Raw genomic sequence first — 24,873 nt, 5'->3', positions numbered from 1 at the left:
AATATCCGGCTTCAGTAGACGTCCGGCACGTACATCTCGTCCGGCGGCTCATGCCGGATATAGTCGTCGTGACGCACGCGCTCCGGCAGTTCGATGGCCGCCTTCGGCACGTCCTCGTAGGGGATCTGCGTCAGGAGATGGGCGATGCAGTTGAGGCGCGCCTTCTTCTTGTCGACGGCCTCGACGATCCACCAGGGCGCTTCAGGGATATGGGTGCGTTCCAGCATCTCTTCCTTCGCCTTGGTGTAGTCCTCCCAGTGGACGCGGCTTTCGAGGTCCATTGGGGAGAGCTTCCACTGCTTCAGCGGGTCGTGGATGCGCATGCGGAAGCGGAATTCCTGCTCCTCGTCGGTGATCGAGAACCAGTATTTGACGAGCACGATGCCGGAGCGCACCAGCATGCGCTCGAATTCCGGCACCGAGCGGAAGAATTCCTCCAGCTCGTCCGCCGTGCAGAAGCCCATGACGCGCTCGACGCCGGCGCGGTTGTACCAGGAGCGGTCGAAGAGCACCATTTCACCGGCTGACGGCAGGTGCGGCACGTAGCGCTGGAAATACCATTGATGGCGCTCGCGCTCGGTCGGCGCCGGCAGGGCGACGACGCGGCAGACGCGCGGATTGAGGCGCTGGGTGACGCGCTTGATGGCGCCGCCCTTGCCGGCCGAATCGCGGCCCTCGAACAGGACCACGACCTTCAGCTTCTTGTGGTGCACCCAGTCCTGCAGTTTCACCAGCTCGTGCTGGAGGCGGAACAGCTCGCGGAAATAGATGCGGCGCTCCAGCGTCTGGACGGGCACCTCGGACATACCCTCGGCGATGAGGTCGTCCAGCCGCTCCTCCTCGATCTGCATTTCCAGCTCCTCGTCGAAGCTGTCGGCGATCTCCGCCTTGATGCGGTTCAGGTGATGGTCGTCGAACATGAGCAATATCCGTCGATGAGGAAGGTGAAAGGCCGTTGCCGTCGGGAGGCGCCATGCGCGATCAAGCCATGGCGCCGCCTGCTCCTATAGGAAGCCTTCATGAACCTTTTGTGACGGAAAGGCGGGCCGGAAACCTCAGGCCTCGAGGCCGGACAGAGGTGCGGGCGCGGCAGTGGAGATCACCCGGTTCCGGCCGGCATTCTTGGCGGCATAGAGCCGCGCATCGGCCGCCGAGAGAAGGGCATTCAGCGTGGTGCCGTCGCTGTAGCTGTTGGCGACGCCGATGCTGACCGTCACGGACACGCCGTCCGGCCGGCGGACTTCGTCTTCCACCATGCGGCGCAGGGCCTCGGCGCGGTCCGTCCCGACATCCGGCGTGATATCCTCCGACAGGACGACGAATTCCTCGCCGCCGAAGCGGAAGACCTTGTCGTTGCCGCGCATCGCCCGCTGCAGGCAGGTGGCGACGGTCTTCAGCACCTCGTCTCCGGCAAGATGGCCGAACCGGTCGTTGACATCCTTGAAGTGATCGGCATCGATGATCATCAGCGCCATCGGCTTGCCGGCCGCCAGCATGGCGGAAAGCAGGCGCGGCGCCTCGAATTCCAGCCGGCTGCGGTCGTAGACGCCGGTCAGCGCATCGCGGCCCGAGCGATCGAGCAGATCCTCGTAGCGCTCGCGGAAGGTCAGGTCGGCGAAGATATCGGAGATCGGCCGCGGCGAGACCGGAATGGCGGAGATGCGCGAATAATGCAGATAGACCGTCATCATGACAGCATAGGCGCAGGCCGCCATCATCTTGGCGATCCAGCCGCCCCAGAACACCGCGATCGGCGCGTTATTGAGGAAATGCAGCGCCGCGTAGAAGCCCACCTGGTCGAATGTCAGCACGATGACGCCGGACAGGAAGAAGCGCATGGCCGTGCTCTTCTTGAACACCCGCCCCAGCCGCTCGTAGAGCAGGATGATGCCGAGCGAATCGAGATAGAGCAGCGTCGTGCCCCAGAGCATCAGCCAGCCCATCTCGTCGATGAAGGCGAGGTCGGCGATGCGGCCCGGCACCGCCCCCACCGTCTGGTGATGGCGCAGGAAAAGGCCGAGGCCGACCGTCAGGAAATTGCCGGCGAGCAGGCCGTAGATCGGCGCGCGCACGACCGCCGCATCCTCCTTCACGTAAAGAAGGAGGATCATCATCAGCTTGCCGGAGAAGAGGACCGAGGAGCCGGGCGAGATCACGCCGAAGGGCAGCTCGATATAGAAGACCGCCGCAAGATAGGTCTCGAGGAAATGCATCACGCCGAGGGCGGCGACGAAGACGCCGATGCCGATCTGGTGGCGCAGGTGCAGGAGGCCCACCATGAAAACGAAATAGAACCCGGCCTCGATGAGAAGCAGGATCAGGTTTTCAGTTCCCATGGGGCAATCCGCAGATTTCCGACTTTCCCGGCCAATATAACGGGAGAGTCACAACAAGTCATTTCCTGCGGATACAGGCAATCGCGCCGGTTCTCCAGCGTCTTCGCGCCGTTTCATATGATTTATTTGTGGCAGGACCGGTCCGGTTCAGACCGGTCGGCTCTCCTCGCCGTCGCTGAAAAGCGAGGAACCGTGCTGGTCGGCGATCTGCCTTGCCTTGCGGAAGGTCGAGGCGACCGTGTCGTCCCGCGAGGAAAACAGGTCGGCGCGGATGAAGGTACGCACCAGCACGCGCTCGCCGTCCCGCTTTTCTATGCGGCCGGCAAGACGGAACTGGCCGCCTTCCGCGATGGGGGCCGCGACGAGGAGAAGGTCGTTATAGGCCTCGGTTTCCTCGGCGACCTTCGCCGGAGTAGCCGAGCCGCCGCCGCGACCGAAGAGTTTTGAAAAGAACGATGCCATGACCGATTGCTAGCACAGGCGGAAGCGCGCTCCAAGGGGAACGCGCCGCCGGCTCCCGTGTCCCTTAGATGATGAGGTTTGCGAGAATCTCGTTCTCGGTGATGTCCTGGTAGCGCATGCCCGCCGCGTCGAAGGCCTTGCGCAGCGCGACGAAGTTCTCCGGCGCCCTGGTCTCGATGCCGATGAGGATCGAGCCGAAGTTGCGGGCGGATTTCTTGAGGTATTCGAAGCGGGCGATGTCGTCGTCCGGGCCGAGCAGGTTGAGGAAGTCGCGCAGCGCGCCCGGACGCTGGGCAAGGCGCAGGATGAAGTATTTCTTCAGCCCCGCATGGCGCATGGCGCGCTCCTTGACGTCCGGCAGGCGCTCGAAGTCGAAATTGCCGCCCGAGACGACGGCGACGACCGTCTTGCCCGCCAGCGCCTCGCGGCCGAGCGCCTCCAGCGCCGTCAGCGACAGCGCGCCGGCCGGCTCCAGCACCACGCCCTCGACATTCAGCATGTCGATCATCGTCACGCAGATCGCGTTTTCCGAAAGCAGCATGACCTGGTCGGCGGAGAAGCGGCTGAGCGCGGCGAAATTGAGCGCGCCGATCTGCCCGACCGCGGCGCCGTCGACGAAATTGTCCACTTGTTCGAGCGTCACCACCGTGCCGCTTTCGAGGCTCCGTTTGAGGCTCGGCGCGCCGGCCGGCTCGCAGAAGACGAAGCTCGACGGGCCGACGGTGCCTTCGAGATAGCCGGTGACGCCCGAGGCGAGGCCGCCGCCGCCGACCGGAAGGGCGACGATATCCGGCAGCTTGCCCTCGCCGAGCTGGGCGAGGATTTCCGCCGCGACGGTCGCCTGCCCCTCGATGATGTCCGCATGGTCGAAGGGCGGCACCATCTGCGCGCCGGTCGCTTCCGCATGGTCACGGGCGGCCTTGTAGCACTGGTCGAAGAAGTCGCCGACCAGCCTGATCGTCACGAACTCGCCGCCGAAGATGCGCGTCTTGTCGATCTTCTGCTGCGGCGTCGTCACCGGCATGAAGACTACGCCCGGCACGCCGAAATGCTTGCAGACGAAGGCGAAGCCCTGCGCGTGGTTGCCGGCCGAGGCGCAGACGAAGCTGCGCGCGCCGTCCGGCTTCGCCAGGACCTTGCGGAAGAAGTTGAAGGCGCCCCGGATCTTGTAGGAGCGCACCGGCGAGAGGTCCTCGCGTTTCAGGTAGATCTCCGCGCCGTAGCGGGCGGAAAGATGCTCGTTGAGCTGGAGCGGTGTTTCGGGAAAAAGCCCGCGCAAAGCTTCGCAGGCTGCGTCGACGTCCGGTTTCATGCCGTTCGATGCCATCCTTGAGTTTGGACAATGCAAAGGCTATAGCATCGTGCAGAAGAGTGGACAGCGGTTTTCAGCAAAAAACGACGCGGAAAACAAAAAGTTGCCTATCGCAGCGACGGGCACGGCCCGCCCCGGCCGCGCGGCCTTTCGAGACCAGACCTTGAGCCCAGCCGGCATGCAGGACGACCACCGTTGAACGCCACGATTTTCCGGTCCGCCATCCATATCGCAGCCATCAGCGGCATGTACCTTTCCGTGGCGATGCTGATTCCGGCCTTCATCGACATCTATTACGGCCATCCGGACTGGAAGATCTTCCTGCTTTCGGCCTTCATGACGGGCGGCCTGTCGCTGGCGACGGCGGCGGCGACCCGCGCAGGCCCGCCGCCCTTCAACAAGCGCATGGGCTTCCTCGTCGTCAACATGCTGTGGATATCGGGCTGCTTCATCGGCGCGATCCCGCTGTGGCTTTCCTCGATGAAGCTGACCTTCGCGCAGGCCCTCTTCGAATCGGTCTCGGCGATCAGCACGACCGGCTCGACCGTCATCGTCGGCCTCGACAACGCCCCGCCCGGCATCCTCATGTGGCGCTCGCTGCTGCATTGGCTCGGCGGCGTCGGGATCCTGGCGCTCGGCCTCTTCATCATGCCGTATCTGCGCGTCGGCGGCATGTCCTTCTTCAAGCTCGAATCGTCCGACACCGCCGACAAGCCCTTCGCCCGCATCGCGAGCTACACCCGCGCCTTCCTCACCATCTATGTGGCAATCACCGTCATCTGCGCCGTCACCTATGCGGCGCTCGGCATGAGCCGCTTCGATGCGGTGAACCACGCCATGTCGACGGTGGCGACCGGCGGGCTTTCGACGCACGACGCCTCCTTCGGCTATTACAAGAGCCTGCCGCTGCTGTGGGCCGGCACCTTCTTCATGACGCTGAGCAGCCTGCCCTTCTCGGTGCTGATCCTCTTCGTCGTGCGCCAGCGGCTCGATGCCTGGCGCGACCCGCAGATCCGCGTCTTCCTCGGCTATCTCGTGCTCTTCTCCGTCGCGGCCAGCATCTATCTGCGCCTGCACAACGGCGTCGATTTCCACGAGGCGCTGGCCCATTCCTTCTTCACCGTCTCCTCGATCATCTCGACGACGGGCTTTGCCAGCGACGACTATACGAGATGGGGCCACTTCATCGTGGCGCTCGCCTTCGTCGCCACCTTCCTCGGCGGCTGTTCGGGCTCGACGGCGGGCGGCCTCAAGGCCTATCGCCTGATCATCCTCTTCAACTCCATCCGCACCGGCCTCTACCGCCTCATCTATCCCGACGGCATCCATGCCGTGCGCTACGGCTCGATGACGGTCGATGCCGACCTGCAGCGCAACGTCTTCCTGTTCTTCATCACCTATGTCTCGATCTCCGCCATCGGGGCGATCCTGCTCGGCCTGATGGGCTACGACGTGCTGACCGCCGTCTCGGCTGCGGCGACCTCGCTTTCCAACGTGGGTCCGGGCGTCACGCCGGAGATCGGCCCCGCCGGCACCTTCACCGTGTTCCACGACGCGGCGCTCTACGTGCTCTCCTTCCTCATGCTGCTCGGGCGCCTCGAAATCCTCACCGTGCTGGTCATCCTGACGCCGCTCTTCTGGAAGAGCTGACGAGAGCCCCGGACAAAGCTCCGGCCGTCCTTGACTGTTGCCACGCTTCTTCGCATCCTGCCCGCAATCCGGCTGGAGGAAGACTGAATGTCCGTGTGGAAGTCCCTGATGCGTTTGACCTTTGTCGCCGCGCTCGCGCCGACGCTCGCGCTTGCCGGCCCCCTCGCGGACGCCGCGAAGAAGGCGGAGGAACAGGCCGCCGCCGGCGACACGGTCGGCGCGCACAACACGATCCGCGACGCCTACGGCGCCTTCGCCGCGACGCTCCCCTTCTCCATCGGCAAGGCGATCTTCGTCGCCGCGCCGCCGCAGGGCTACGGCATGTATGCCACCCGGCCCGATTCCAGCTTCAAGGCGGGCGAGGCGCTGATCTCCTATGTCGAACCGGTCGGCCTCACCTGGCGCGCCGTCGACGGCGGCCTCCTGGAATCGCATTTCACCGTCGACCTCGAACTACTCGATCCCAAAGGCACCAGGCTTGCCGAGCAGAAGGCCTTCGGCTCCTTCGACTTCAAGGGCAGCGTGCGTAACCAGGAGGTCTTCGCCAAGCTGACGCTCAATCTCACGAGCCCGCCGGCCGGCGACTACGTGCTGCGCTACCGCTTCCGCGACAGCGCCAGCGGTGCGGTCGCCATCAGCGAGCAACCCTTCAAGATCGTGCCCTGAGCGGGTGCGCGTCCCGTTTACCGCAGTGCAAGAGAAATTGTGACAAGGCCGAATCAACGCTTTCCAGCGCGTTGACGGTCAATTATGACAGCCGCATGACAACCCCAGCCACATAAGGGGCATCCATGCTTTCGCTGTTTCGCAAACTCATGCCGCGCGAAGACCGTTTCTTCGATCTCTTCGAGCAGCATTCCCGCACTGTCGTCGGCGCTGCCGAATCGCTCCGCACGCTGCTTGCCGGCGGCCCGGACATGGAAAAGCACTGCGACCGGATCGTCGAACTGGAACACCAGGCCGACGAGATCACCCATGAAGTCCTGCAGGCGGTACGCCGCAGCTTCATCACGCCCTTCGACCGCGGCGACATCAAGGACCTGATCCAGTCGATGGACGATGCCATCGACATGATGCACAAGACGGTCAAGACCATCCGCCTCTACGAGCAGACGAGCTTCCAGCCCGGCATGCAGGAAATGGGCGAGGCCGTCGTCAAGGCCGCCCATCTCATCGCCGAGGCGATCCCGCTGCTCGACAAGATCGGCGTGCATGCCGGCCGCCTCAGCACCATCGCGGAAGAGATCACCCGCGTCGAGGGCCGCTCCGACGAACTGCACGACCGCGGCCTGAAGGACCTCTTCAGGGAATTCGGCAAGACCGATCCGATGGCCTATATCATCGGCAGCGAGATCTACGGGGAACTCGAGAAGGTCGTCGACCGCTTCGAGGACGTCGCCAATGAAATCAGCGGTATCGTGATCGAGAACGTCTGATGGACGCCACGCTCGCCCTTCCGCTGCTGGTCGGCCTCGTCGGCATCGCGCTCGTCTTCGACTTCCTGAACGGCCTGCACGACGCGGCGAATTCCATCGCCACGATCGTCTCCACGCGCGTGCTGCGCCCGCAATACGCCGTCGTGTGGGCGGCCTTCTTCAACTTCATCGCCTTCCTGTTCTTCGGCCTGCACGTCGCCGAGACGCTGGGCAAGGGCATCATCGATCCCTCCATCGTCAGCCCGCTGGTCATCTTCTCGGCGCTGATGGGGGCGATCATTTGGAACGTCGTCACCTGGGTCTTCGGCATCCCGTCGAGCTCCTCGCATGCGCTGATCGGCGGCCTCGTCGGCGCGGGCCTCGCCAAGACCGGCTTCGACGCCGTCGTGTGGAGCGGGCTCATCAAGACGGCGAGCGCCATCTTCCTGTCGCCGGCCATCGGCTTCTTCCTGGCACTGATCCTCATCCTGATCGTCTCGTGGATCTTCGTGCGCCAGACGCCCTTTGCCGTCGACCGCACCTTCCGCGTCATGCAGTTCCTGTCCGCCTCGCTCTATTCGCTCGGTCACGGCGGCAACGACGCGCAGAAGACCATGGGCATCATCGCCGTGCTGCTCTATTCGCAGGGCTATCTCGGCGGCGACTTCTACGTGCCCTTCTGGGTGGTGATCACCTGCCAGTCCGCCATGGCGCTCGGCACACTGATGGGCGGCTGGCGCATCGTGCACACGATGGGCTCGAAGATCACCCGCCTCAACCCGATGCAGGGCTTCTGCGCTGAAACCGGCGGCGCGATCACCCTCTTCGCCGCGACATGGCTCGGCATCCCTGTCTCCACGACCCATACGATCACCGGCGCCATCATCGGCGTCGGTGCCGCCCGCCGCGTCTCGGCCGTGCGCTGGGGCATCGCCGGCAACATCGTCATCGCCTGGATCGTCACCCTGCCCTCGGCGGCCGCGATCTCGGCGCTGTTCTACTTCGCGGTGAACGCGGTTTCGGGCTGACTGCCAGCGGCGGAGCGATCTCACGGCCGCCTCCGCCGCTCTCATGCCTTGACCACCGGCATGTATCATCATATGATACGCATCTGCTCGAGGCCGGCTGATGATCCGTTCCTACAAAGATTCGAGAACGGAAGCCGTGGCGATCGGCAAGATCCCGAAGGGATTTCCGGCGGATCTTTCCAGATCCGCGATCCGTAAGCTGACGATGATCGAGAACGCGGCGACGCTGGACGACCTTCGAAGCCCTCCCGGCAACCGCCTGGAGGTCCTGAAGGGCAACCGCAAAGGCCAGCATTCGATTCGCATCAACGACCAATGGCGCATCTGCTTCGTCTGGTCCGACGGTGGCGCCGAGGCCGTCGAGATCGTCGACTATCACTGAGGCCGCACAAAGGAGATCGAAGATGACCAGCATCCTGCCTCCGGTCCATCCCGGCGAAATCCTTCGGGAGGACTATCTGCTGCCCCTCGGCATGAGCGCCGGCGCCCTCGCCCGAAAGCTCGGGGTTCCGCGCACGCGCATCGAACGGCTGGCAACGGAGCAGTCGCCGGTCACGACGGACACGGCCCTCCGCCTTGCCAAATTCTTCAAGACCACGCCCGAGTTCTGGCTGAACCTGCAGACCAGTTACGACATCAAGATCACCCTGCCGGCCCTCAGGGACGAACTGGCTTCCATTCCCGAGATCGAAAGCCGGGACACTCCGGCAGCGGCTTGAGAACAGCTGCCCCTGCCCGCCAAGCGGTATTTTGTGAACGCCTCTTGACTGCTTCGCCCCGGCAATCGAAAACGCGCGGGAAGCGGGCGTGGCGAAACTGGTAGACGCAAGGGACTTAAAATCCCTCGGCCTTGGCTGTGCGGGTTCGATCCCCGCCGCCCGCACCAATATTCTTTGGAATCACGGCAAACAAAAAGGGCGCGGCCCCTGACGCTGGCCGCACCCTCTTTTTCAGCGACGTTTCAGGAGAACGTCAGGCCGAAAGCTTTGCCGCGATCTTCGCGACATGCGCGCCCTGGAAGCGGGCGGCTTCGAGTTCGACTTCCGAAGGCTGGCGCGAGCCGTCGCCGTCGGTGATCGTCGAGGCGCCGTAGGGCGAGCCGCCCTTGACGGCTTCGACACCCATCTGGCCCTGGAAGGCATAGGGCAGGCCGACGACGGCAAGGCCGTGGTGCAGCAGCGTGGGGATGAAGCCGAGGATGGTGGATTCCTGGCCGCCATGCTGGGTCGCCGAGGAGGTGAAGACCGAGCCGACCTTGCCGACCAGCTTGCCCTGCGCCCACAGGCCGCCCGTCTGGTCCCAGAAATTGCGCATCTGCGAGGCGACCGTGCCGAAGCGCGTGCCGGCGCCGACGATGATGGCGTCGTAGTTCTGGAGGTCGTCGACCGTGGCGATCTCGGCCTTCTGGTCGACCTTGTAGTAGGAAGCCCTGGCGACGTCTTCCGGCACCAGTTCCGGAACGCGCTTGACGGTCACCTCGGCACCGGCCGACTTCGCGCCTTCCGCCACGGCATAGGCCATGGCCTCGATGTGGCCGTAGGCCGAATAGTAAAGAACCAGAACTTTCGCCATTGTCGTCTCCTGTCTTGCGATGCCTTTCCGCTTGATCGCGGCGCCGCCTTGGATGTAGCACTTCAAGGTGGCAGCCACCCAGAAGCTGCCCGGTCGACAGACTGTTCACCCGCCATTGACAATGCCGCCGCATCGGTCGGCATTCCTGTCCGAAGTCCAGAGAGCGCCCATGAGTTCCAGCCCCGCCGCCACCGCCGCCATGCTCGCCATCGGCGACGAACTCCTTTCCGGGCGCACCAAGGACAAGAATATCGGCCAGCTCGCCGACGTGCTGTTCCTCGCCGGCATCGACCTCAGGGAGGTGCGCATCGTCGGCGACGAGGAGGAGGCGATCGTCGAGGCGCTGAATGCGCTGCGCGCGCGCCATACCTATGTCTTCACCTCCGGCGGCATCGGCCCGACCCATGACGACATCACCGCGGATGCCGTCTCGAAGGCGTTCGGCGTGCCGTGCCTCCACGATCCGCTCGCGATGGAGCTGCTCGGCGCGATGTATGCGCGGCGCGGCGTCGAGTTCAACGAGGCCCGCAAGCGCATGGCGCGGATGCCCGAGGGCTCCGTCCATATCGAGAATGCCGTTTCCACGGCGCCGGGATTCAACATCGGCAATGTCTATGTGATGGCGGGCGTGCCGCAGGTCTTCACCGCGATGCTGGGAACGGTCGTGCCGAAGCTCAAGGGCGGGCGGCCCATGCTCCAGCGCTCCGTCGCCTCGCCCTTCGGCGAGGGCGATATCGGCAGCGCGCTCGCCGAGATCCAGAAGAACCACCCGGAGACCAGCATCGGCTCCTATCCGCGCTTTTCAGAAAACCGCTTCTCGACGGAAATCGTCATCCGCAGCCGCGAGGAATCTCCGGCGCTTGCGGCCGAACGTGATATACTTGCGATGATTGCAGAAATCGCCGCGACCAAAGCGGGCGTTTGATCCCGATCAAGGTTCCGGCGTTTCGGCAGGCGCAGGGTTCGTGTGAACCAGACAGGAGGCCGAAATGAGCTACAAGACCATCGTGGCGGTGCTGAGCGCCGCGGAGGATGCCGGCAAGGTGACGGACCACGCGCTTGCGCTGGCGCGGCGCACCGGCGGGCATGTCGTCGGCATTCATGCGGAATCGCCGGTCGTGGTCACGTTGATCGCGCCCATGGAATATCCCGACCCAAGCGCCGTCCTCGACCTGCAGGAGCGCGCGCGCCAGCAGTCGCGCGAGGTCGAGCAGGCCTTCCGGTCGCGCTGCGAGCGCGACGACATCTCCTATGAATGGCGCCTCTTCACCGGCACAGCGGGCTATGCCTCGGCGGGCGTCATCGACAGCGCACGCGGCGCCGACATCGTCATCGCCGGCCAGTTCGATCCCGACGCCGACGGCCCGGCGCAGGAGGACATCGAGGACCTGCTCTACGAGAGCGGCCGCCCGGTCTATCTCGTCTCCAATGCGCCGGCCGGTCCCGAACCGATCGACCGGGTGCTGCTCGCCTGGAACGGCTCGAAGGAATCGGCGCGCGCCGCCTTCGACGCCCTGCCCTTCCTGACGGCGGCGAAGGAGGTCGAGATCTTCACCGTCGATCCGCCGGAGAACTCCATGCAGTCGCGCGAGTTCTGCGGCGCCGAGCTTGCGGCGACGCTTTCCCGGCACGGCATCAAGACCACCGTCGCCTCGCGCGGATCGGAGGGGCACTCCGTCGCCGAAATCGTCAACCATCGCGCGACGGAGATCGGCGCGGGCCTCATCGTCATGGGCGCCTACAGCCATTCGCGGCTGCGCCAGCGCCTCTTCGGCGGCGTCACCAGCACCATGATGCGCCATGCCCGCGTGCCGGTGCTGATGTCCCGCTGAGGCGGACTTGGCTGTGGATCGCCCGGCCTGCATGGCCGGGCGGCGATTTCCTTAAGGGGCGACTTGCATTAGAGAGAAGGAATCTTCTTTTTCCGCCTATCAGGAGCCCGTCATGTCGCTGCCCGACAAAGCCTTCCCCGTTTCCTGGGATCAGTTCCACCGCGACGCGCGCGCGCTCGCCTGGCGGCTGGCGGACGGCGACCGCGAATGGAGGGCGATCGTCTGCATCACCCGCGGCGGCCTCGTGCCGGCGGCGGTCATCTCGCGCGAGCTGAACATCCGCCTGATCGAGACGGTCTGCGTCGCCTCCTACCACGACTATGTCTCGCAGGGCGACATGCACGTTCTCAAGGGCATCTCGCCGGAGCTCACCGAGCAGGGCGGCGAAGGCATCCTCATCGTCGACGACCTGACGGATACCGGCAAGACCGCCGCGCAGGTCCGCGCCATGCTGCCGAAGGCGCATTTCGCCGCCGTCTACGCCAAGCCCAAGGGCCGTCCGCTGGTCGACACCTTCGTCACCGAGGTCAGCCAGGACACCTGGATCTATTTCCCCTGGGACATGGGCTTCACCTACCAGGAGCCTATCGCCAAGGGCAGCCGCGGCTGATAGCGACGGCGCCTCGCCTGCCCTGCGGCGGCGTTTCCTTCGCACCCAAATCCTCGCTTTTTCCTGCCGTTTTCCGGGCATTTCCGCCCGGAAGCCGCTGCCTTGCGGCCGCTCGAAGGGACCGCAAGCGAGTCGGGTTGACGGCAGGGAGAATCACTTTATCCACGGATCACAACTCTTCGGGGATGGCTATTCCCTGATGTCGGGGTGTCGAAAAATCCCTTCTTTTCACCCATGATTTTTTTTGCTTTTCCACAGAGGCGTGTCACGCCGCCTCACCTTTCGGCCGGAACCCGCTGATTTTTCAGGCCTTGCGCGGTGTCCCCATTTTCCACAGCCCTGAGGCACAAGATATAGAGTTCAAACTTCATTCACAAACCAGCCCTTGACGAGAATCGGGCTGATGAGGTTAATGAATTCCAAGTTGCGGCGGCGACTGGACCGTAAAGTTACGAGGTCGGTTCCCATCACGAAATCGCGTTTCCTGCGCATGTGGCCGGGCGGATGATCCGCTCGCTGCAAGGGTGCTTTTGCGCCCGGTTTTTTGATGCGCCTTCGCGCCCGCAGGGTCTGGAATAAACTATCTGTTAATACTATATTTAGTGTTTGCAGCCAAACTCAGCACAAGATACAGGACATCCGAGATCGATCGGGTTTCCCGCAAGGATTGGAAGATCGGGGGCTGGCTGCAAGGGCATTGCGGCCGGACGGGGTTAATTGCGCCCTGTTTTCATGACAGGATGCGGCAGCAGAGGACAACGGAAAATGCGCATAGAACGTCGCTTCACCAAACCTGGCCAGTCGGCCTATGCGGAGATCGAATTCCGCAAGGCCACCAGCGAGATCAAGAACCCGGACGGCTCCATCGTCTTTCGTCTGGCGGATATCGACGTGCCGGCCCAGTTCTCCCAGGTCGCCGCCGACATCCTCGCGCAGAAATATTTCCGCAAGGCCGGCGTGCCGGCGCGGCTGAAGAAGGTCGAGGAGAACGACGTTCCCTCCTTCCTGTGGCGCTCCGTGCCGGATACCGAAGCCTTGAAGGCGCTCCCCGAGGGTGAGCGCTTCGGCTCGGAAACCGACGCCCGCCAGGTCTTCGACCGCCTTGCCGGCACCTGGACCTACTGGGGCTGGAAGGGCAAGTATTTCGCTTCCGAGGAAGACGCTGCCGCCTTCAAGGACGAACTCGCCTACATGCTCGCCACGCAGCGCGTCGCGCCGAACTCGCCGCAGTGGTTCAACACGGGCCTGCACTGGGCCTACGGCATCGACGGCCCCGGCCAGGGCCATTTCTATGTCGACCCCTTCACCGGCAAGCTGACCAAGTCCAGGTCGGCCTACGAGCATCCCCAGCCGCATGCCTGCTTCATCCAGTCCGTCGAGGACGACCTCGTCAACGAGAACGGCATCATGGACCTGTGGGTGCGTGAAGCGCGCCTCTTCAAGTACGGCTCCGGCACCGGCTCCAACTTCTCGCACCTGCGCGGCGAAGGCGAGAAGCTTTCGGGCGGCGGCCGCTCCTCCGGCCTGATGAGCTTCCTGAAGATCGGCGACCGCGCGGCCGGCGCCATCAAGTCGGGCGGCACGACGCGCCGCGCGGCCAAGATGGTCGTGGTCGACATCGACCATCCGGATATCGAGGACTACATCAACTGGAAGGTCAAGGAAGAGCAGAAGGTGGCGGCGCTCGTCACCGGCTCGAAGATCGTCGCCGGCCACCTCAAGGCCATCATGAAGGCCTGCGTCAATTGCTCGGCCGAGGGCGAGCGCTGCTACGACCCCGCCGAGAACCCGGCCCTCAAGCGCGAGATCCGCGCCGCCAAGAAGAGCCAGGTCCCGGAAAACTACATCAAGCGCGTCGTCCAGTTCGCCCGGCAGGGCTACAAGGACATCGAGTTCAAGACCTATGACACGGACTGGGATTCGGAAGCCTATCTCACCGTCTCCGGCCAGAACTCCAACAATTCCGTCTCGCTGAAGGACGACTTCCTGCGGGCCGTGGAGAATGACGGCACCTGGAACCTCACCGCCCGCAAGGACGGCAAGGTCATGAAGACGCTGAAGGCGCGGGACCTCTGGGAGCAGATCTCCTACGCCGCCTGGGCCTCTGCCGATCCGGGCCTGCATTTCAACACGACGATGAACGACTGGCACACCTGCCCGGCGGCCGGCCCCATCCGCGCGTCGAACCCGTGCTCGGAATACATGTTCCTCGACGACACGGCCTGCAACCTCGCCTCGCTGAACCTTCTCCAGTTCAAGGACGCGGCGACGAAGAAGATCGACATCGCCGACTACGAACATGCCGTACGCCTGTGGACCATCGTGCTCGAAGTCTCGGTCATGATGGCGCAGTTCCCCTCGCGCCAGATCGCCGAGCTCTCCTACGAGTACCGCACGCTCGGCCTCGGCTATGCGAATATCGGCGGCCTGCTGATGTCCTCCGGCATCCCGTATGACTCGGCCGAAGGCCGCGCCATCGCCGGTGCGCTGACCGCCATCATGACGGGTGTCGCCTATGCGACCTCGGCCGAGATGGCCGGCGAGCTCGGCCCGTTCCCGGGCTTTGCGCCGAACCGCGACAACATGCTGCGCGTCATGCGCAATCACCGCCGCGCCGCCTATGGCGAGACGGCGGGCTATGAGGCGCTGTCGGTCAATCCGGTCGCCCTCGTCCATGCCGAATGCTCCGATCCGGCCCTGATCGCCCACGCCACCGCGGCCTGGGACAAGGCCGTGGCGCTCGGCGAGAAGCACGGCTACCGCAACGCCCAGACGACCGTCATCGCGCCGACCGGCACGATCGGCCTCGTCATGGACTGCGACACGACCGGCATCGAGCCCGACTTCGCACTGGTGAAGTTCAAGAAGCTCGCCGGCGGCGGCTACTTCAAGATCATCAACCGCGCCGTGCCGGAAGCGCTGCGCACGCTCGGCTATTCGGAAAGCCAGATCGCCGAGATCGAGGCCTATGCCGTCGGCCATGGCAACATGAACCAGGCGCCGGGCGTCAATCCCGGTTCGCTCAAGGCCAAGGGCTTCACCGATGAGAAGATCGAAGCCGTCAATTCGGGCCTCAAGTCGGCCTTCGACATCAAGTTCGCCTTCAACCAGTGGACGCTCGGCGCCGACTTCCTGAAGGAGGTGCTGAAGGTCACGGACGAGCAGCTCTCGGACATGTCCTTCAACCTGCTGGAGCATGTCGGCTTCACGAAGAAGGAGATTGAGGCGGCCAACATCCACGTCTGCGGTGCGATGACGCTGGAAGGCGCGCCCTTCCTCAAGGCCGAGCACCTGCCGGTCTTCGACTGCGCCAATCCCTGCGGCAAGATCGGCAAGCGCTACCTCTCGGTCGAAAGCCATATCCGCATGATGGCGGCCGCCCAGCCGTTCATCTCGGGCGCCATCTCCAAGACGATCAACATGCCGAACGAGGCGACCGTCGAGGACTGCAAGAACGCCTACATGCTCTCCTGGAAGCTCGCGCTGAAGGCCAACGCCCTCTACCGCGACGGCTCCAAGCTCTCGCAGCCGCTCAACGCCTCGCTGATCGAGGACGAGGAGGACGAGGACGATGCCGTCGAGGCGCTGGTCGCCGCGCCCGCCGCCGCCCAGGCCGTGCAGGTCACGGAAAAGATCGTCGAGCGGATCGTCGAGCGCCTGGTGCGTGACCGCGAGAAGCTGCCGAACCGCCGCCAGGGCTACACCCAGAAGGCCGTCATCGGCGGGCACAAGGTGTATCTGCGCACAGGCGAATTCGGCGACGGCCGCCTCGGCGAGATCTTCATCGACATGCACAAGGAAGGCGCCGCCTTCCGTGCGATGATGAACAACTTCGCCATCGCCATCTCGCTCGGCCTGCAATACGGCGTGCCGCTGGAGGAATATGTGGAGGCCTTCACCTTCACCAAGTTCGAGCCGGCCGGCATGGTCATCGGCAACGATGCGATCAAGAACGCCACGTCGATCCTCGACTATGTGTTCCGCGAGCTTGCCGTCTCCTATCTCGGCCGCCACGACCTTGCCCATGTCGATACCTCCGACTTCGGCAACACGGCGCTCGGCAAGGGCATCCAGGAAGGCAAGACGAACCTGATCTCGACCGGCTGGACGCGCGGCCACAAGCCGACCCTCGTCCAGGGCGGCCAGAGCGAGCGCCCGCTTTCCGAGCCGAAGGGCGCCGCCACCGCCGCGCCCGCGAAGGCAGCCTCGACCGGCAACGTCACGTCCTTCGCCGGCAACGCCGCCCGCAAGCTGGAGCCGGCAACCGCCATCGCCACCTCCGAAATCGTCGCCTTCAAGCGCGACTACGAGGAACGCGCCGCCGAGCTTGCCGAGGAGATCGCCGAAGAGGTGGCGGACGACGCGCCCGAAAGCGTGACCGCGCTCTTCTCCGACAAGGCCGCCGCCGAAGCCGCCAGCGCCAAGGCCGAAGCCAAGAAGCTGGAAGCCGAACGCCGCATGCGCTCCATCGCGCAGGGCTACACCGGCAACATGTGCTCCGAGTGCCAGAACTTCACCATGGTGCGCAACGGCACCTGCGAGAAGTGCGACACCTGCGGCGCGACGAGCGGTTGCAGCTAAGCGGCAAGGAACGACCTGACGAACGAAAACCCGGGGAGCGATCCCCGGGTTTTCCGTTTCAACGTGCCAGCTCGAACTGGATTTCGATCTTCTGATACGAAGACCCCGGCCCGTGCCAGCCGTGATAGACCTCCCTGCTCCGCCCGGAAAAGACGTGGCGCGACATTTCGATCTCCGCGACCAGCGGTGCATAGCCTTGCGTGAAGAGCGTGCGCAGCGAGCCCTGATGCAGTCGCGAGGCGACGATGGTCGGCGGGACATGGCATAGCTCCAGCGGTCCGTCATAGCCTTCCGGCTCAACCACCGGCCGGCACATCTGCCAGTCGAACGGTGTCTTGCCATCCTTCGGCAGGCCCTCCGCGATGAAGGTCCATGGCCCGGCAACAAGGAGCCCGGCCGCCTCGATCACCCTGTCGATGACCGGCGCGTATTCGGCCGCCGCGTGTTTCACCTCGGGAATTGTGAGGCGGCGCGTCATCCGCAGCACCCACATGTCCGGCGTCTCGATGATGTTCATGGCCTGCTCCTTTGCGAGAGCAGACCTATGATTACAATCATTTGCAGGCAAGCTGACGGTTGGAAAGTCATGCCAAATCGAGACGCTGCGAAGGGCAAGAGGGGAATTCTATTTCATGCCCTACGGCATGCTCTCGCTTGTTTGAAAAAGACCTGCGTAATCTTCCTGCCCTGTACCGCCCTTCTTTCCAAGCCCGCAATGCATTGCAGCCTCGGCATGCACACGGTACATGCAAACCTCCCGTTACGGGAATCGACCTGAACCGAATCCCGTGATGCAGAAGGAACAGTCGATGCAGACAACGCCGCGCCGGGGGCTGGTCGCCCTTGCCTACCGCGTCCTCATCCTGCCGGGCGTCATCGCCTATCTCTTCGCTGTCAGCGTCGTGGTGCTTGCCGCCGACCGGTTCTGGCTCGTCGACCTTCTCACCTTCGCCTGGCCCTATGTGGTGACCGTCGGCGCCCTCTTCCTCGTCGGTGCCGTGGTGACGCGGCGGCTGAAGGCGATCGCGATGGCGTTGCTCGGTATCGGCGTCGCGCTCATTCCCGCCTTCGACGTGCCGACCGCCCGCCCCACCCGCGACGGCGGCGGGGGGCTCAAGGTCCTCACGGCCAATCTCTTCGTCGGAAATATCGAGGGGCCTGCCGGCTTCATCGAGATCCTGCGCCGGGAAAAGCCCGACATCGTGGTTCTGGAGGAAACGACCCGCGCCTGGGACGAGGCGCTTTCCGCCGCCGGGCTCTATCCTTACCAAAGCAGCACGGAAAGCCGCGCGCGCGACAGCCTGAAGGTCTTTTCCAGCCTGCCGATCCGCGCCGAGACCGAGCTGAAGCGCGCCTTCACCGAGGAGCGCGCCTACAAGCAGCCGCTGCGTCTCGAGCTCGAACTTGGTGGAAAGCCGCTCTTCCTCTACGCTTTCCATCCCGAAACGCCGCGCCGGCCCTGGCAGTGGCGCGACCGCAACGCCTATCTTTCCGCCGCCGCCGATGCCGTGAAGGGCGATCTGGAAAAGGGGCCGGTCATCGTCGCCGGCGACTGGAATACGCCCACCTGGTCGCCGTTCTTCCGCGGCTTCCTGCGGCAGGCCGGCCTTGCCTCCACCGCAGGCGGATGGCTGCAGCCGGTGACGCGATTCAGCATGAAGCTCGATGCTCTCGCCTATATCGGCGCCTCGATCGACCATGTCGTCGTGTCACCGGATATTTCCGTGCGGGCGCATCGCATCGGCCCGGCCTTCGGCTCGAACCACCTGCCGGTCATCGCCGAGCTTTCGCTGCCGGAGAGCTAGAGCATTTCCGCTTTTCCTCGAATTGTGAAAACGCTCCATCCTTTTATTTCCACGCAATTCCGGACGCAAAACCGCTGCGCACTTTTGCCGGATTGCTCCAAGCCTTCGCCCCCGCCGCAAAACACGCTATCCTGAGAAACACGACCCAAGGAGACGACCATGGCGACGGAAAAGGACAGCCCCAAGGCTTCGCTGGAAAAGGAACAGGCCCGCCAGAAGGAAAAGAGCCTAAAGGCCGAGCAGGACGACTATCTGGAGGAAGCGCTGGAGGAGACCTTTCCGGCCAGCGACCCGATCGCGCCCGGCGACGTCAAGGACCATGCGAAGTAAGACGGCCGCATGAGCCTGCCCTTCCTCTTCACCGGCCCGCAGGATGCGTCCGCCACCCTGCTGCTTGCCCATGGCAGCGGCGCGCCGATGGATTCGCCCGCGATGAACGCGGCGGCGACGGCGCTGGCGGCCGAGGGTCTGCGCGTCGCCCGCTTCGAGTTTTCCTACATGGCGGCCCGGCGCACGGAGGGTAGCCGCAGGCCACCGCCGAAGGCCGAGACCCTGAACCCGGAATTTTGCGCCGCCGTCGCCGAGCTCGGCGCCAAGGGCAAGCTCGTCATCGGCGGCAAGTCGATGGGCGGGCGGGTCGCCAGCATGGTGGCGGACGGGCTTTACGCCGAAGGGCGCATCGCCGGCCTCCTCTGCCTCGGCTATCCCTTCCACCCGCCGGAAAAGCCGGCGCAGCTTCGCACCGCGCATCTGACGACGCTTCGCGTGCCGACGCTGATCTGCCAGGGAACGCGCGATCCCTTCGGCACAAGCGCCGAAGTGCCGGCCTATGGCCTGCCGGAGCGCATCCGCTTCCTGTGGCTCGAGCACGGCGACCATGACCTCAAGCCCCGCAAGAGCATTTCCGGCTTCTCCGCCGCCGACCATCTCGCCACCATGGCGAAGGCGGTGAAGGCCTGGACGGAAACGCTCTGAGCTGTTCCGCGGGAAACAGCGCGCCAATCCAGCCCATGCGACATTTCCCTATCGGATGGCTCTGGCCCTTCGCCCGAAATGCGTCCGCGTCTGCCAACAAGCGAGCCCCCGATACGGGTCGATCGGCCAGGCCTGGCCGGCAGACGGCCTCACGGGCGCGGCGAAGCCCGGATGCACCTCTCCGCATCCGGGCTTCGGCCCTTGCGGAGATTTCGCCCGCCAATCTCCCCGGTCGCTGCCACCGCGGTAGAGTCGCTTTCGCAATGATGGCTCCTTGACATCCACATCCTCATCCAACGCGCCTGCGACTTTGAATCAAGTCGCTGCAGAATTGAATCCGTTTTCCAAGACAACCAATTGAATATGCGTCGCTATTGCCAGGGAGCGGTATCGCCTGCAGGAAGGGAACGTTAACCGGCCCGTGTGATCATGCCGGCACAAAAGACGATCCGGGCATTCCATGGCGCACAGCTTTTCCTATACGCATTACGACCTCGACATGCAGCGCAGCGGCACGGTGATCGAGATCACGCTCTCGGCCGTCGCCAATGTGCGCCTGATGAGCCATGCCAATTTCGATCTCTTCAGGAATGCCCGCCAGCACAAGTTCCTCGGCGGCGTCGCCAGGCAATCGCCGATCCGGCTGAAGATACCGCAAAGCGGCCACTGGCATGTCGTGGTGGACATGGAGGGACATCCCGGCAAGGCGGAATCCTCGATCAGGCTTGTGCCGCAGGCACCGCAGAAGCCGGCGCCGCGCTTCGGCGCGGCCTAGCCGTTCCCACCCTTCTCCCGGCGCAGCTTCGCCCACCATTCCAGCCGCTTGCGCAGCTCCCGCTCGAAGCCGCGTTCCGGCGGATCGTAGAAGGTGCGGCGGCCCATCTTCTCCGGGAAATAGTCCTGGCCGGAAAAGGCCTCCGGCTCGTCATGGTCGTAGCGGTAGCCCTCGCCATAGCCCTCGCCCTTCATCAGCTTGGTCGGGGCGTTGAGGATGTGCTTGGGCGGCAGCAGCGAGCCGTTTTCCTTCGCCGCGCGCATGGCGGACTTGTAGGCGGTATAGACGGCGTTGGATTTCGGGGCGGTGGCGAGATAGACGCAGGCCTGCGCCAGCGCCAGCTCGCCTTCCGGCGAGCCGAGGAAGTCATAGGCATCTTTCGCCGCATTGCAGACGACGAGCGCCTGCGGATCGGCAAGGCCGATATCCTCCACCGCCATGCGCACCATGCGACGGCAGAGGAACAGCGGGTCCTCGCCGGCATCCAGCATGCGGGTGAGATAGTAGAGCGCCGCATCGGGATCCGAGCCGCGCACGGCCTTGTGCAGGGCGGAGATGAGGTTGTAGTGGCCGTCCTGCGACTTGTCGTAGACCGGCGCGCGGCGCTGGACGATGCGGAAGAGATCGTCCTGGCCGAAGGTCTCGCCGGAGCGCGCCGCGCGCCACACCTCCTCGGCCAGCGTCAGCACAGCCCGCCCGTCGCCGTCGGCCATGCGCAGCAGCGAGGCGCGCGCCTCCTCGTCGAGCGGCAGCGGCTTTTCCTCGATGGCCTCGGCGCGCTTTAAAAGCTCCTCCAGGCTCTGCTCGTCATGCGGCTTGAAGGTCAGCACGCGGGCGCGCGAGAGAAGAGCGGCGTTGAGCTCGAAGGACGGGTTTTCCGTCGTCGCGCCGACGAGCACGATGGTGCCGTCCTCCATGACCGGCAGGAAGCTGTCCTGCTGGGCGCGGTTGAAGCGATGGATCTCGTCGACGAAAAGCAGAGTCTGGCGGCCGCCCATGCGGCGCAGACGCGCGGCCTCGAAGACCTTCTTGAGATCGGCGACGCCGGAGAAGATCGCCGAGATCTGCTCGAAGGCAAGGCCGGTCTCGCCGGAAAGCAGCCGCGCCACCGTCGTCTTGCCGGTGCCCGGCGGGCCCCAGAAGATCATCGAGCCGAGCGAGCCCGCCTCGATCATGCGCGAGAGCACGCCGTCCGGGCCGGTCAGGTGCTCCTGGCCGGAAACCTCGCCCAGCGTGCGGGGGCGCAGGCGATCGGCCAGGGGCCGCTTTGCCGCCATCTCCTCCGGTTCACGCGGGGCGAAGAGGTCGCTCATCGGAAGAACTGCCGGATGCGCTGGCCGTCGCGCTCGATCTCGACGCGCCAGATGGACGGGTCCTCGCCGACGAGCGCGGCGAGCTTCTCGGTGGTGCTGACGGGCGTGCCGTTCAGCTCGATGACGATGTCGCGCGGCTGGAGGCCGATGCGCGCGGCGGGCGAGCCGCGGTTGATCTCGGTGATCACCACGCCGGTGGTCGTCTTGTTGGTCGGCATGCGCAGTTCCTCGGCGACGCGCGGCGAAAGGTTCGCGACGACCGCGCCGGAGAAGGGATTGCGGCCCTCGATCAGCCGCTCGTCGCGCGGCGTCGTCTCGGGCGCACGGTCGAGGGAAAGCGTCAGCTCCTGCTCCTTGCCGTCGGCGATGACGGTGATGCGCGCCGTGCCGCCGATGCCGACGGTGGTGAGGCGATAGCCGAGCGCATCGGGATGCTCGACGGGGATGCCGTTGACGGCGGTGACGACCTGTCCGGCCTTCATGCCGGCCTTTTCCGCCGGGCTGCCGGGCTGGACCTGCGAGATAAGTGCGCCGCGGGCGCGGTCGAGCCCCAGGGCGTCGGCAACTTCCGAGGTCACGGCATCGAAGGTCGCGCCGACGAAGGGGCGGTCGAAGGTGGCGTTGCCGTTCTCGGCGCTGGCGACGAAGGTTTTCACCAGATTGGCGGGAATGGCGAAGCCAACGCCGTTCGAACCGCCGCCGCGCGAGAAGATGGCAGTGTTGATACCGATCAGCTCGCCGTTCATGTTGATGAGGCCGCCGCCGGAATTGCCGGGATTGATCGATGCGTCCGTCTGGATGAAGAAGCCGAAGTCGCCCGAGCGCACCTGGTTGCGGGCAAGCGCCGAGACGATGCCGCTCGTCACCGTCTGGCCGACGCCGAAGGGGTTGCCGATGGCGAGCACCAGATCGCCGACCTGGACGGCATCGCTGTCGCCGAGCGGCAGGGTGGCGAAATCGGCATCCGACTTGATCTTCAGCACGGCAAGGTCGACGCGCTCGTCCTTGAGCACGACGGTGCTCTCGAATTCGCGACCGTCGGCCAGCGCGACCTTGATGTCGCTCGCGCCCTCGATGACGTGGTTGTTGGTCACCACGAAGCCCTTGGCCCCGACGATGACACCCGAGCCGAGCGAGGACTGCTTCTCGCTGCGGTTCGGCATGCGCTGGCCGAAGAACTCCTCGAAGAAGGGATCGCCCTCGAAGATCGAACGGCGCTCGACGACGCGCTCGGCATAGACGTTGACGACGGCATTCTCGACCTGCTTGACGAGCGGCGCGAAGGAGAGCTGCATCTCCGTGCGCGACTGGGGAACGGTTCGCTCCTGAGCCGTTGCGGGTGTCACCAGCGCCAGCGCCATGACAACGGGGGCGGCAAGCAGGATGCGGGCTTTCAGCATGGACGAGTCTCCTTCGTTTCCGCGTCACGATCAGATAGGATTTCGCAGGAAAAAAGGCAAACCGCGCAGGTCTTTTCATGCGCCGGCGCTCACGCCGCGTGCACGAAAAAGTGGTTGCCGCAAATCTTCTCTCGCCGTTGAAACAAGATGGGAGTTCTTTACGTAGGTATCAGGCAAGCAACCGAATGGATCGAGCCCGCCATGTCCCCCTATCGCCCGCCCCGCATCAATGCCTCGGAAATCACGCCGGAAAGCTGTTTCTTCAACCGGCGCTCCTTTCTCGCCGCTGCCGCCGGCGGCATGATCGCGGCCGCCGGAACGCCGGCCTTCGCGGAAGCGCTGAACGCGTCGAAGAGCGCCTATACCGTCGACGAGAAGGTGACGCCGGAAAAGGACGTGACCAGCTACAACAATTTCTACGAATTCGGCATGGGCAAGGGCGACCCGCAGGCGAATTCGGAGAAATTCAAGCCGGCGCCCTGGACGATCGAGGTCGGCGGCCTCGTCGGCAAGCCGAAGGAGTTCGGGCTGGAGGAGCTGCTCGCCATGCCGCTGGAGGACCGGGTCTACCGGATGCGCTGCGTGGAAGCCTGGTCGATGGTGATTCCCTGGGTCGGTTTTCCGCTCGCCGCACTCCTCGACAAGGTCGAGCCGCTCGGCGATGCGAAATATGTCGCCTTCGAGACGGTCGTCCGGCCGGAGGAGATGCCCGGCCAGTCCGGCTTCTTCCAGTCCCTGCCCTGGCCCTATGTCGAGGGCCTGAGGCTCGACGAGGCGCGCCATCCGCTGGCGATCCTTTCCGTCGGCGTCTACGGCAAGACGCTGCCGAACCAGAACGGCGCGCCGGTCCGGCTCGTCGTGCCGTGGAAATACGGCTTCAAGGGCATCAAGTCGATCGTGAAGATCACCCTTACCGACAAGCAGCCGCCCTCGACCTGGAACATTTCCGCGCCCGAGGAATACGGCTTCTATGCCAACGTCAATCCGGAGGTCGATCACCCGCGCTGGAGCCAGGCGAGCGAGAATCGCATCGGCGAAGGCGGCTTCTTCGGCGCCAACAGACGGCCGACCCTGCCCTTCAACGGCTATGCGGACGAGGTGGCGAGCCTCTATGCCGGCATGGACCTCAGGGCCAATTACTGATGGCTCTTCTACCTACCCTGCCCCGCAAGTATCATGCCGCGTCGGTCTGGCTGCTCTATGCCGTAGGGCTTGCGCCCGCGGCCTACGGCTTCTGGCTCGGGGCGACGGGCAGGCTTCCCGGTAATCCGGTGAAGGAGTTCGAGCACCTGCTGGGGCTTTGGGCGCTGCGCTTCCTCGTCGCCACGCTCGCGGTCACGCCGCTGCGCGACCTTGCCGGCATCAACTGGATCCGCTACCGGCGCGCCCTCGGGCTGCTCGCCTTTTGGTACGTGCTGATGCACTTCCTGACCTATATGGTGCTCGACCAGTACTTGAATTTCCAGGCGATCCTGGTCGATATCGCCAAGCGGCCCTTCATCACCATCGGCATGGCCGCCTTCCTATTCCTGATCCCGCTTGCGCTGACTTCCAACAATTGGTCGATCCGCCGGCTGGGGCCGCGCTGGGTGAAGCTGCACCGACTCGTCTATGCCATCGCCGCCGCGGGCGCGCTGCACTTCGCCATGTCCGTCAAGGTCGTGGGGCTGGAGCCCTGGACCTATATCGCACCGGTAACGCTGCTCCTCGCCTACCGGCTGATCCGGCCGATGATGCGCGGGAGGAAACGAGCCCGGGCGAATGGAGCCAGCGTCCACGGCGAAGCCCGCTCGGTCTAGCGAAGACC

The 24,873-nt window shown here is 64.7% G+C and carries 24 protein-coding genes and 1 tRNA gene; 17 read left to right on the top strand and 8 right to left on the bottom strand.

What is annotated here, in order from left to right:
- Positions 1-11: 11 nt before the first annotated feature.
- From ppk2 to ilvA, 4 genes are all read right to left on the bottom strand, one after another.
- Positions 12-920 carry a polyphosphate kinase 2 gene (gene ppk2, locus ACZ1A1_RS04675; RefSeq protein WP_463618976.1) on the bottom strand — a complete coding sequence of 303 codons (909 nt, stop codon included), beginning with the start codon at positions 918-920 and terminating at the stop codon, positions 12-14.
- Positions 921-1,055: 135 nt separating this feature from the next.
- Positions 1,056-2,336: a GGDEF domain-containing protein gene (locus tag ACZ1A1_RS04670; RefSeq protein ID WP_463618975.1), complete on the bottom strand. Its 1,281-nt coding sequence runs from the start codon at positions 2,334-2,336 to the stop codon at positions 1,056-1,058.
- A 147-nt stretch (positions 2,337-2,483) separates the two neighbouring features.
- The gene (locus ACZ1A1_RS04665) at positions 2,484-2,798 is read right to left on the bottom strand and encodes an HlyU family transcriptional regulator (RefSeq protein WP_313196174.1); all 315 of its coding nucleotides are present in this window, start codon (positions 2,796-2,798) and stop codon (positions 2,484-2,486) included.
- A gap of 64 nt (positions 2,799-2,862) precedes the next feature.
- On the bottom strand, positions 2,863-4,110 hold the full coding sequence (ilvA, locus tag ACZ1A1_RS04660; RefSeq protein WP_463618974.1) for a threonine ammonia-lyase: 1,248 nt from the start codon (positions 4,108-4,110) through the stop codon (positions 2,863-2,865).
- Positions 4,111-4,305: 195 nt separating this feature from the next.
- Between ilvA and ACZ1A1_RS04655 the strand changes: the two genes are divergently transcribed.
- The 7 genes from ACZ1A1_RS04655 to ACZ1A1_RS04625 all read left to right on the top strand — a co-directional run bounded on the left by ACZ1A1_RS04655 (position 4,306) and on the right by ACZ1A1_RS04625 (position 9,089).
- Positions 4,306-5,760 carry a TrkH family potassium uptake protein gene (locus ACZ1A1_RS04655; protein ID WP_313196176.1) on the top strand — a complete coding sequence of 485 codons (1,455 nt, stop codon included), beginning with the start codon at positions 4,306-4,308 and terminating at the stop codon, positions 5,758-5,760.
- 108 nt (positions 5,761-5,868) lie between these two features.
- A complete protein-coding gene (locus ACZ1A1_RS04650) occupies positions 5,869-6,426 on the top strand; it encodes a hypothetical protein (RefSeq protein WP_463618973.1) in 558 nt (185 codons plus the stop codon).
- A gap of 125 nt (positions 6,427-6,551) precedes the next feature.
- Positions 6,552-7,196: a DUF47 domain-containing protein gene (locus ACZ1A1_RS04645; protein WP_313196178.1), complete on the top strand. Its 645-nt coding sequence runs from the start codon at positions 6,552-6,554 to the stop codon at positions 7,194-7,196.
- A complete protein-coding gene (locus tag ACZ1A1_RS04640) occupies positions 7,196-8,203 on the top strand; it encodes an anion permease (protein WP_463618972.1) in 1,008 nt (335 codons plus the stop codon). Before ACZ1A1_RS04645 ends, ACZ1A1_RS04640 begins: the two co-directional genes overlap by 1 nt.
- A gap of 100 nt (positions 8,204-8,303) precedes the next feature.
- Entirely contained in the window at positions 8,304-8,585 is a 282-nt protein-coding gene (locus ACZ1A1_RS04635; protein ID WP_463618971.1) for a type II toxin-antitoxin system RelE/ParE family toxin, read from the top strand.
- Positions 8,586-8,607: 22 nt separating this feature from the next.
- Complete coding sequence (locus tag ACZ1A1_RS04630) at positions 8,608-8,922, top strand: HigA family addiction module antitoxin (protein ID WP_463618970.1); 315 nt, start codon at positions 8,608-8,610, stop codon at positions 8,920-8,922.
- Between the two features lie 82 nt (positions 8,923-9,004).
- A tRNA-Leu gene (locus tag ACZ1A1_RS04625) sits at positions 9,005-9,089 on the top strand.
- An 86-nt stretch (positions 9,090-9,175) separates the two neighbouring features.
- Here the strand turns inward: ACZ1A1_RS04625 and wrbA are convergent.
- Positions 9,176-9,775, bottom strand: a complete 600-nt coding sequence (wrbA, locus tag ACZ1A1_RS04620) for an NAD(P)H:quinone oxidoreductase type IV (protein ID WP_313196226.1) — start codon at positions 9,773-9,775, stop codon at positions 9,176-9,178.
- Positions 9,776-9,944: 169 nt separating this feature from the next.
- On the opposite strand from wrbA, the gene ACZ1A1_RS04615 reads away from it, so the two are divergent.
- The 4 genes from ACZ1A1_RS04615 (at position 9,945) to ACZ1A1_RS04600 (ending at position 16,798) form a co-directional block, all read left to right on the top strand.
- Positions 9,945-10,700, top strand: a complete 756-nt coding sequence (locus ACZ1A1_RS04615; protein WP_463618969.1) for a competence/damage-inducible protein A — start codon at positions 9,945-9,947, stop codon at positions 10,698-10,700.
- A gap of 64 nt (positions 10,701-10,764) precedes the next feature.
- A complete protein-coding gene (locus ACZ1A1_RS04610; RefSeq protein ID WP_463618968.1) occupies positions 10,765-11,607 on the top strand; it encodes a universal stress protein in 843 nt (280 codons plus the stop codon).
- Between the two features lie 112 nt (positions 11,608-11,719).
- Entirely contained in the window at positions 11,720-12,217 is a 498-nt protein-coding gene (gene gpt / locus ACZ1A1_RS04605) for a xanthine phosphoribosyltransferase (protein WP_415214637.1), read from the top strand.
- Between the two features lie 765 nt (positions 12,218-12,982).
- The gene (locus ACZ1A1_RS04600; RefSeq protein ID WP_463618967.1) at positions 12,983-16,798 is read left to right on the top strand and encodes a vitamin B12-dependent ribonucleotide reductase; all 3,816 of its coding nucleotides are present in this window, start codon (positions 12,983-12,985) and stop codon (positions 16,796-16,798) included.
- A gap of 58 nt (positions 16,799-16,856) precedes the next feature.
- On the opposite strand, the gene ACZ1A1_RS04595 is transcribed toward ACZ1A1_RS04600, so the two are convergent.
- Positions 16,857-17,315 carry a hypothetical protein gene (locus ACZ1A1_RS04595; RefSeq protein WP_463618966.1) on the bottom strand — a complete coding sequence of 153 codons (459 nt, stop codon included), beginning with the start codon at positions 17,313-17,315 and terminating at the stop codon, positions 16,857-16,859.
- A gap of 292 nt (positions 17,316-17,607) precedes the next feature.
- Here ACZ1A1_RS04595 and ACZ1A1_RS04590 point away from each other — a divergent pair, with 292 nt between their 5' ends.
- The 4 genes from ACZ1A1_RS04590 (at position 17,608) to ACZ1A1_RS04575 (ending at position 20,353) form a co-directional block, all read left to right on the top strand.
- Positions 17,608-18,603: an endonuclease/exonuclease/phosphatase family protein gene (locus ACZ1A1_RS04590; RefSeq protein ID WP_463618965.1), complete on the top strand. Its 996-nt coding sequence runs from the start codon at positions 17,608-17,610 to the stop codon at positions 18,601-18,603.
- Between the two features lie 159 nt (positions 18,604-18,762).
- On the top strand, positions 18,763-18,933 hold the full coding sequence (locus ACZ1A1_RS04585; protein WP_313196233.1) for a hypothetical protein: 171 nt from the start codon (positions 18,763-18,765) through the stop codon (positions 18,931-18,933).
- Between the two features lie 9 nt (positions 18,934-18,942).
- Positions 18,943-19,578 carry an alpha/beta hydrolase family protein gene (locus ACZ1A1_RS04580; protein ID WP_463618964.1) on the top strand — a complete coding sequence of 212 codons (636 nt, stop codon included), beginning with the start codon at positions 18,943-18,945 and terminating at the stop codon, positions 19,576-19,578.
- 460 nt (positions 19,579-20,038) lie between these two features.
- A complete protein-coding gene (locus ACZ1A1_RS04575) occupies positions 20,039-20,353 on the top strand; it encodes a DUF1883 domain-containing protein (RefSeq protein ID WP_463618963.1) in 315 nt (104 codons plus the stop codon).
- Here the strand turns inward: ACZ1A1_RS04575 and ACZ1A1_RS04570 are convergent.
- Together ACZ1A1_RS04570 and ACZ1A1_RS04565 are read right to left on the bottom strand one after the other, a co-directional pair.
- Positions 20,350-21,666 (bottom strand): replication-associated recombination protein A, encoded by a 1,317-nt coding sequence (locus ACZ1A1_RS04570; RefSeq protein WP_463618962.1) that lies wholly within the window; start codon positions 21,664-21,666, stop codon positions 20,350-20,352. The two genes, ACZ1A1_RS04575 and ACZ1A1_RS04570, sit on opposite strands and share 4 nt — an antisense overlap.
- Positions 21,663-23,066 carry a DegQ family serine endoprotease gene (locus ACZ1A1_RS04565; protein ID WP_463618961.1) on the bottom strand — a complete coding sequence of 468 codons (1,404 nt, stop codon included), beginning with the start codon at positions 23,064-23,066 and terminating at the stop codon, positions 21,663-21,665. The genes ACZ1A1_RS04570 and ACZ1A1_RS04565 overlap by 4 nt, the downstream gene beginning before the upstream one ends.
- Positions 23,067-23,267: 201 nt before the next feature.
- On the opposite strand from ACZ1A1_RS04565, the gene msrP reads away from it, so the two are divergent.
- Together msrP and msrQ are read left to right on the top strand one after the other, a co-directional pair.
- The gene (gene msrP, locus ACZ1A1_RS04560) at positions 23,268-24,209 is read left to right on the top strand and encodes a protein-methionine-sulfoxide reductase catalytic subunit MsrP (RefSeq protein WP_463618960.1); all 942 of its coding nucleotides are present in this window, start codon (positions 23,268-23,270) and stop codon (positions 24,207-24,209) included.
- Positions 24,209-24,865 carry a protein-methionine-sulfoxide reductase heme-binding subunit MsrQ gene (msrQ, locus tag ACZ1A1_RS04555; RefSeq protein ID WP_463618959.1) on the top strand — a complete coding sequence of 219 codons (657 nt, stop codon included), beginning with the start codon at positions 24,209-24,211 and terminating at the stop codon, positions 24,863-24,865. Before msrP ends, msrQ begins: the two co-directional genes overlap by 1 nt.
- Positions 24,866-24,873 lie beyond the last annotated feature (8 nt).

It is taken from the genome of Shinella sp. R2-11, assembly GCF_055330205.1.
Note: the sequence above shows the minus strand (reverse complement) of the source record. Positions and strands in the feature narration are given on the sequence as shown.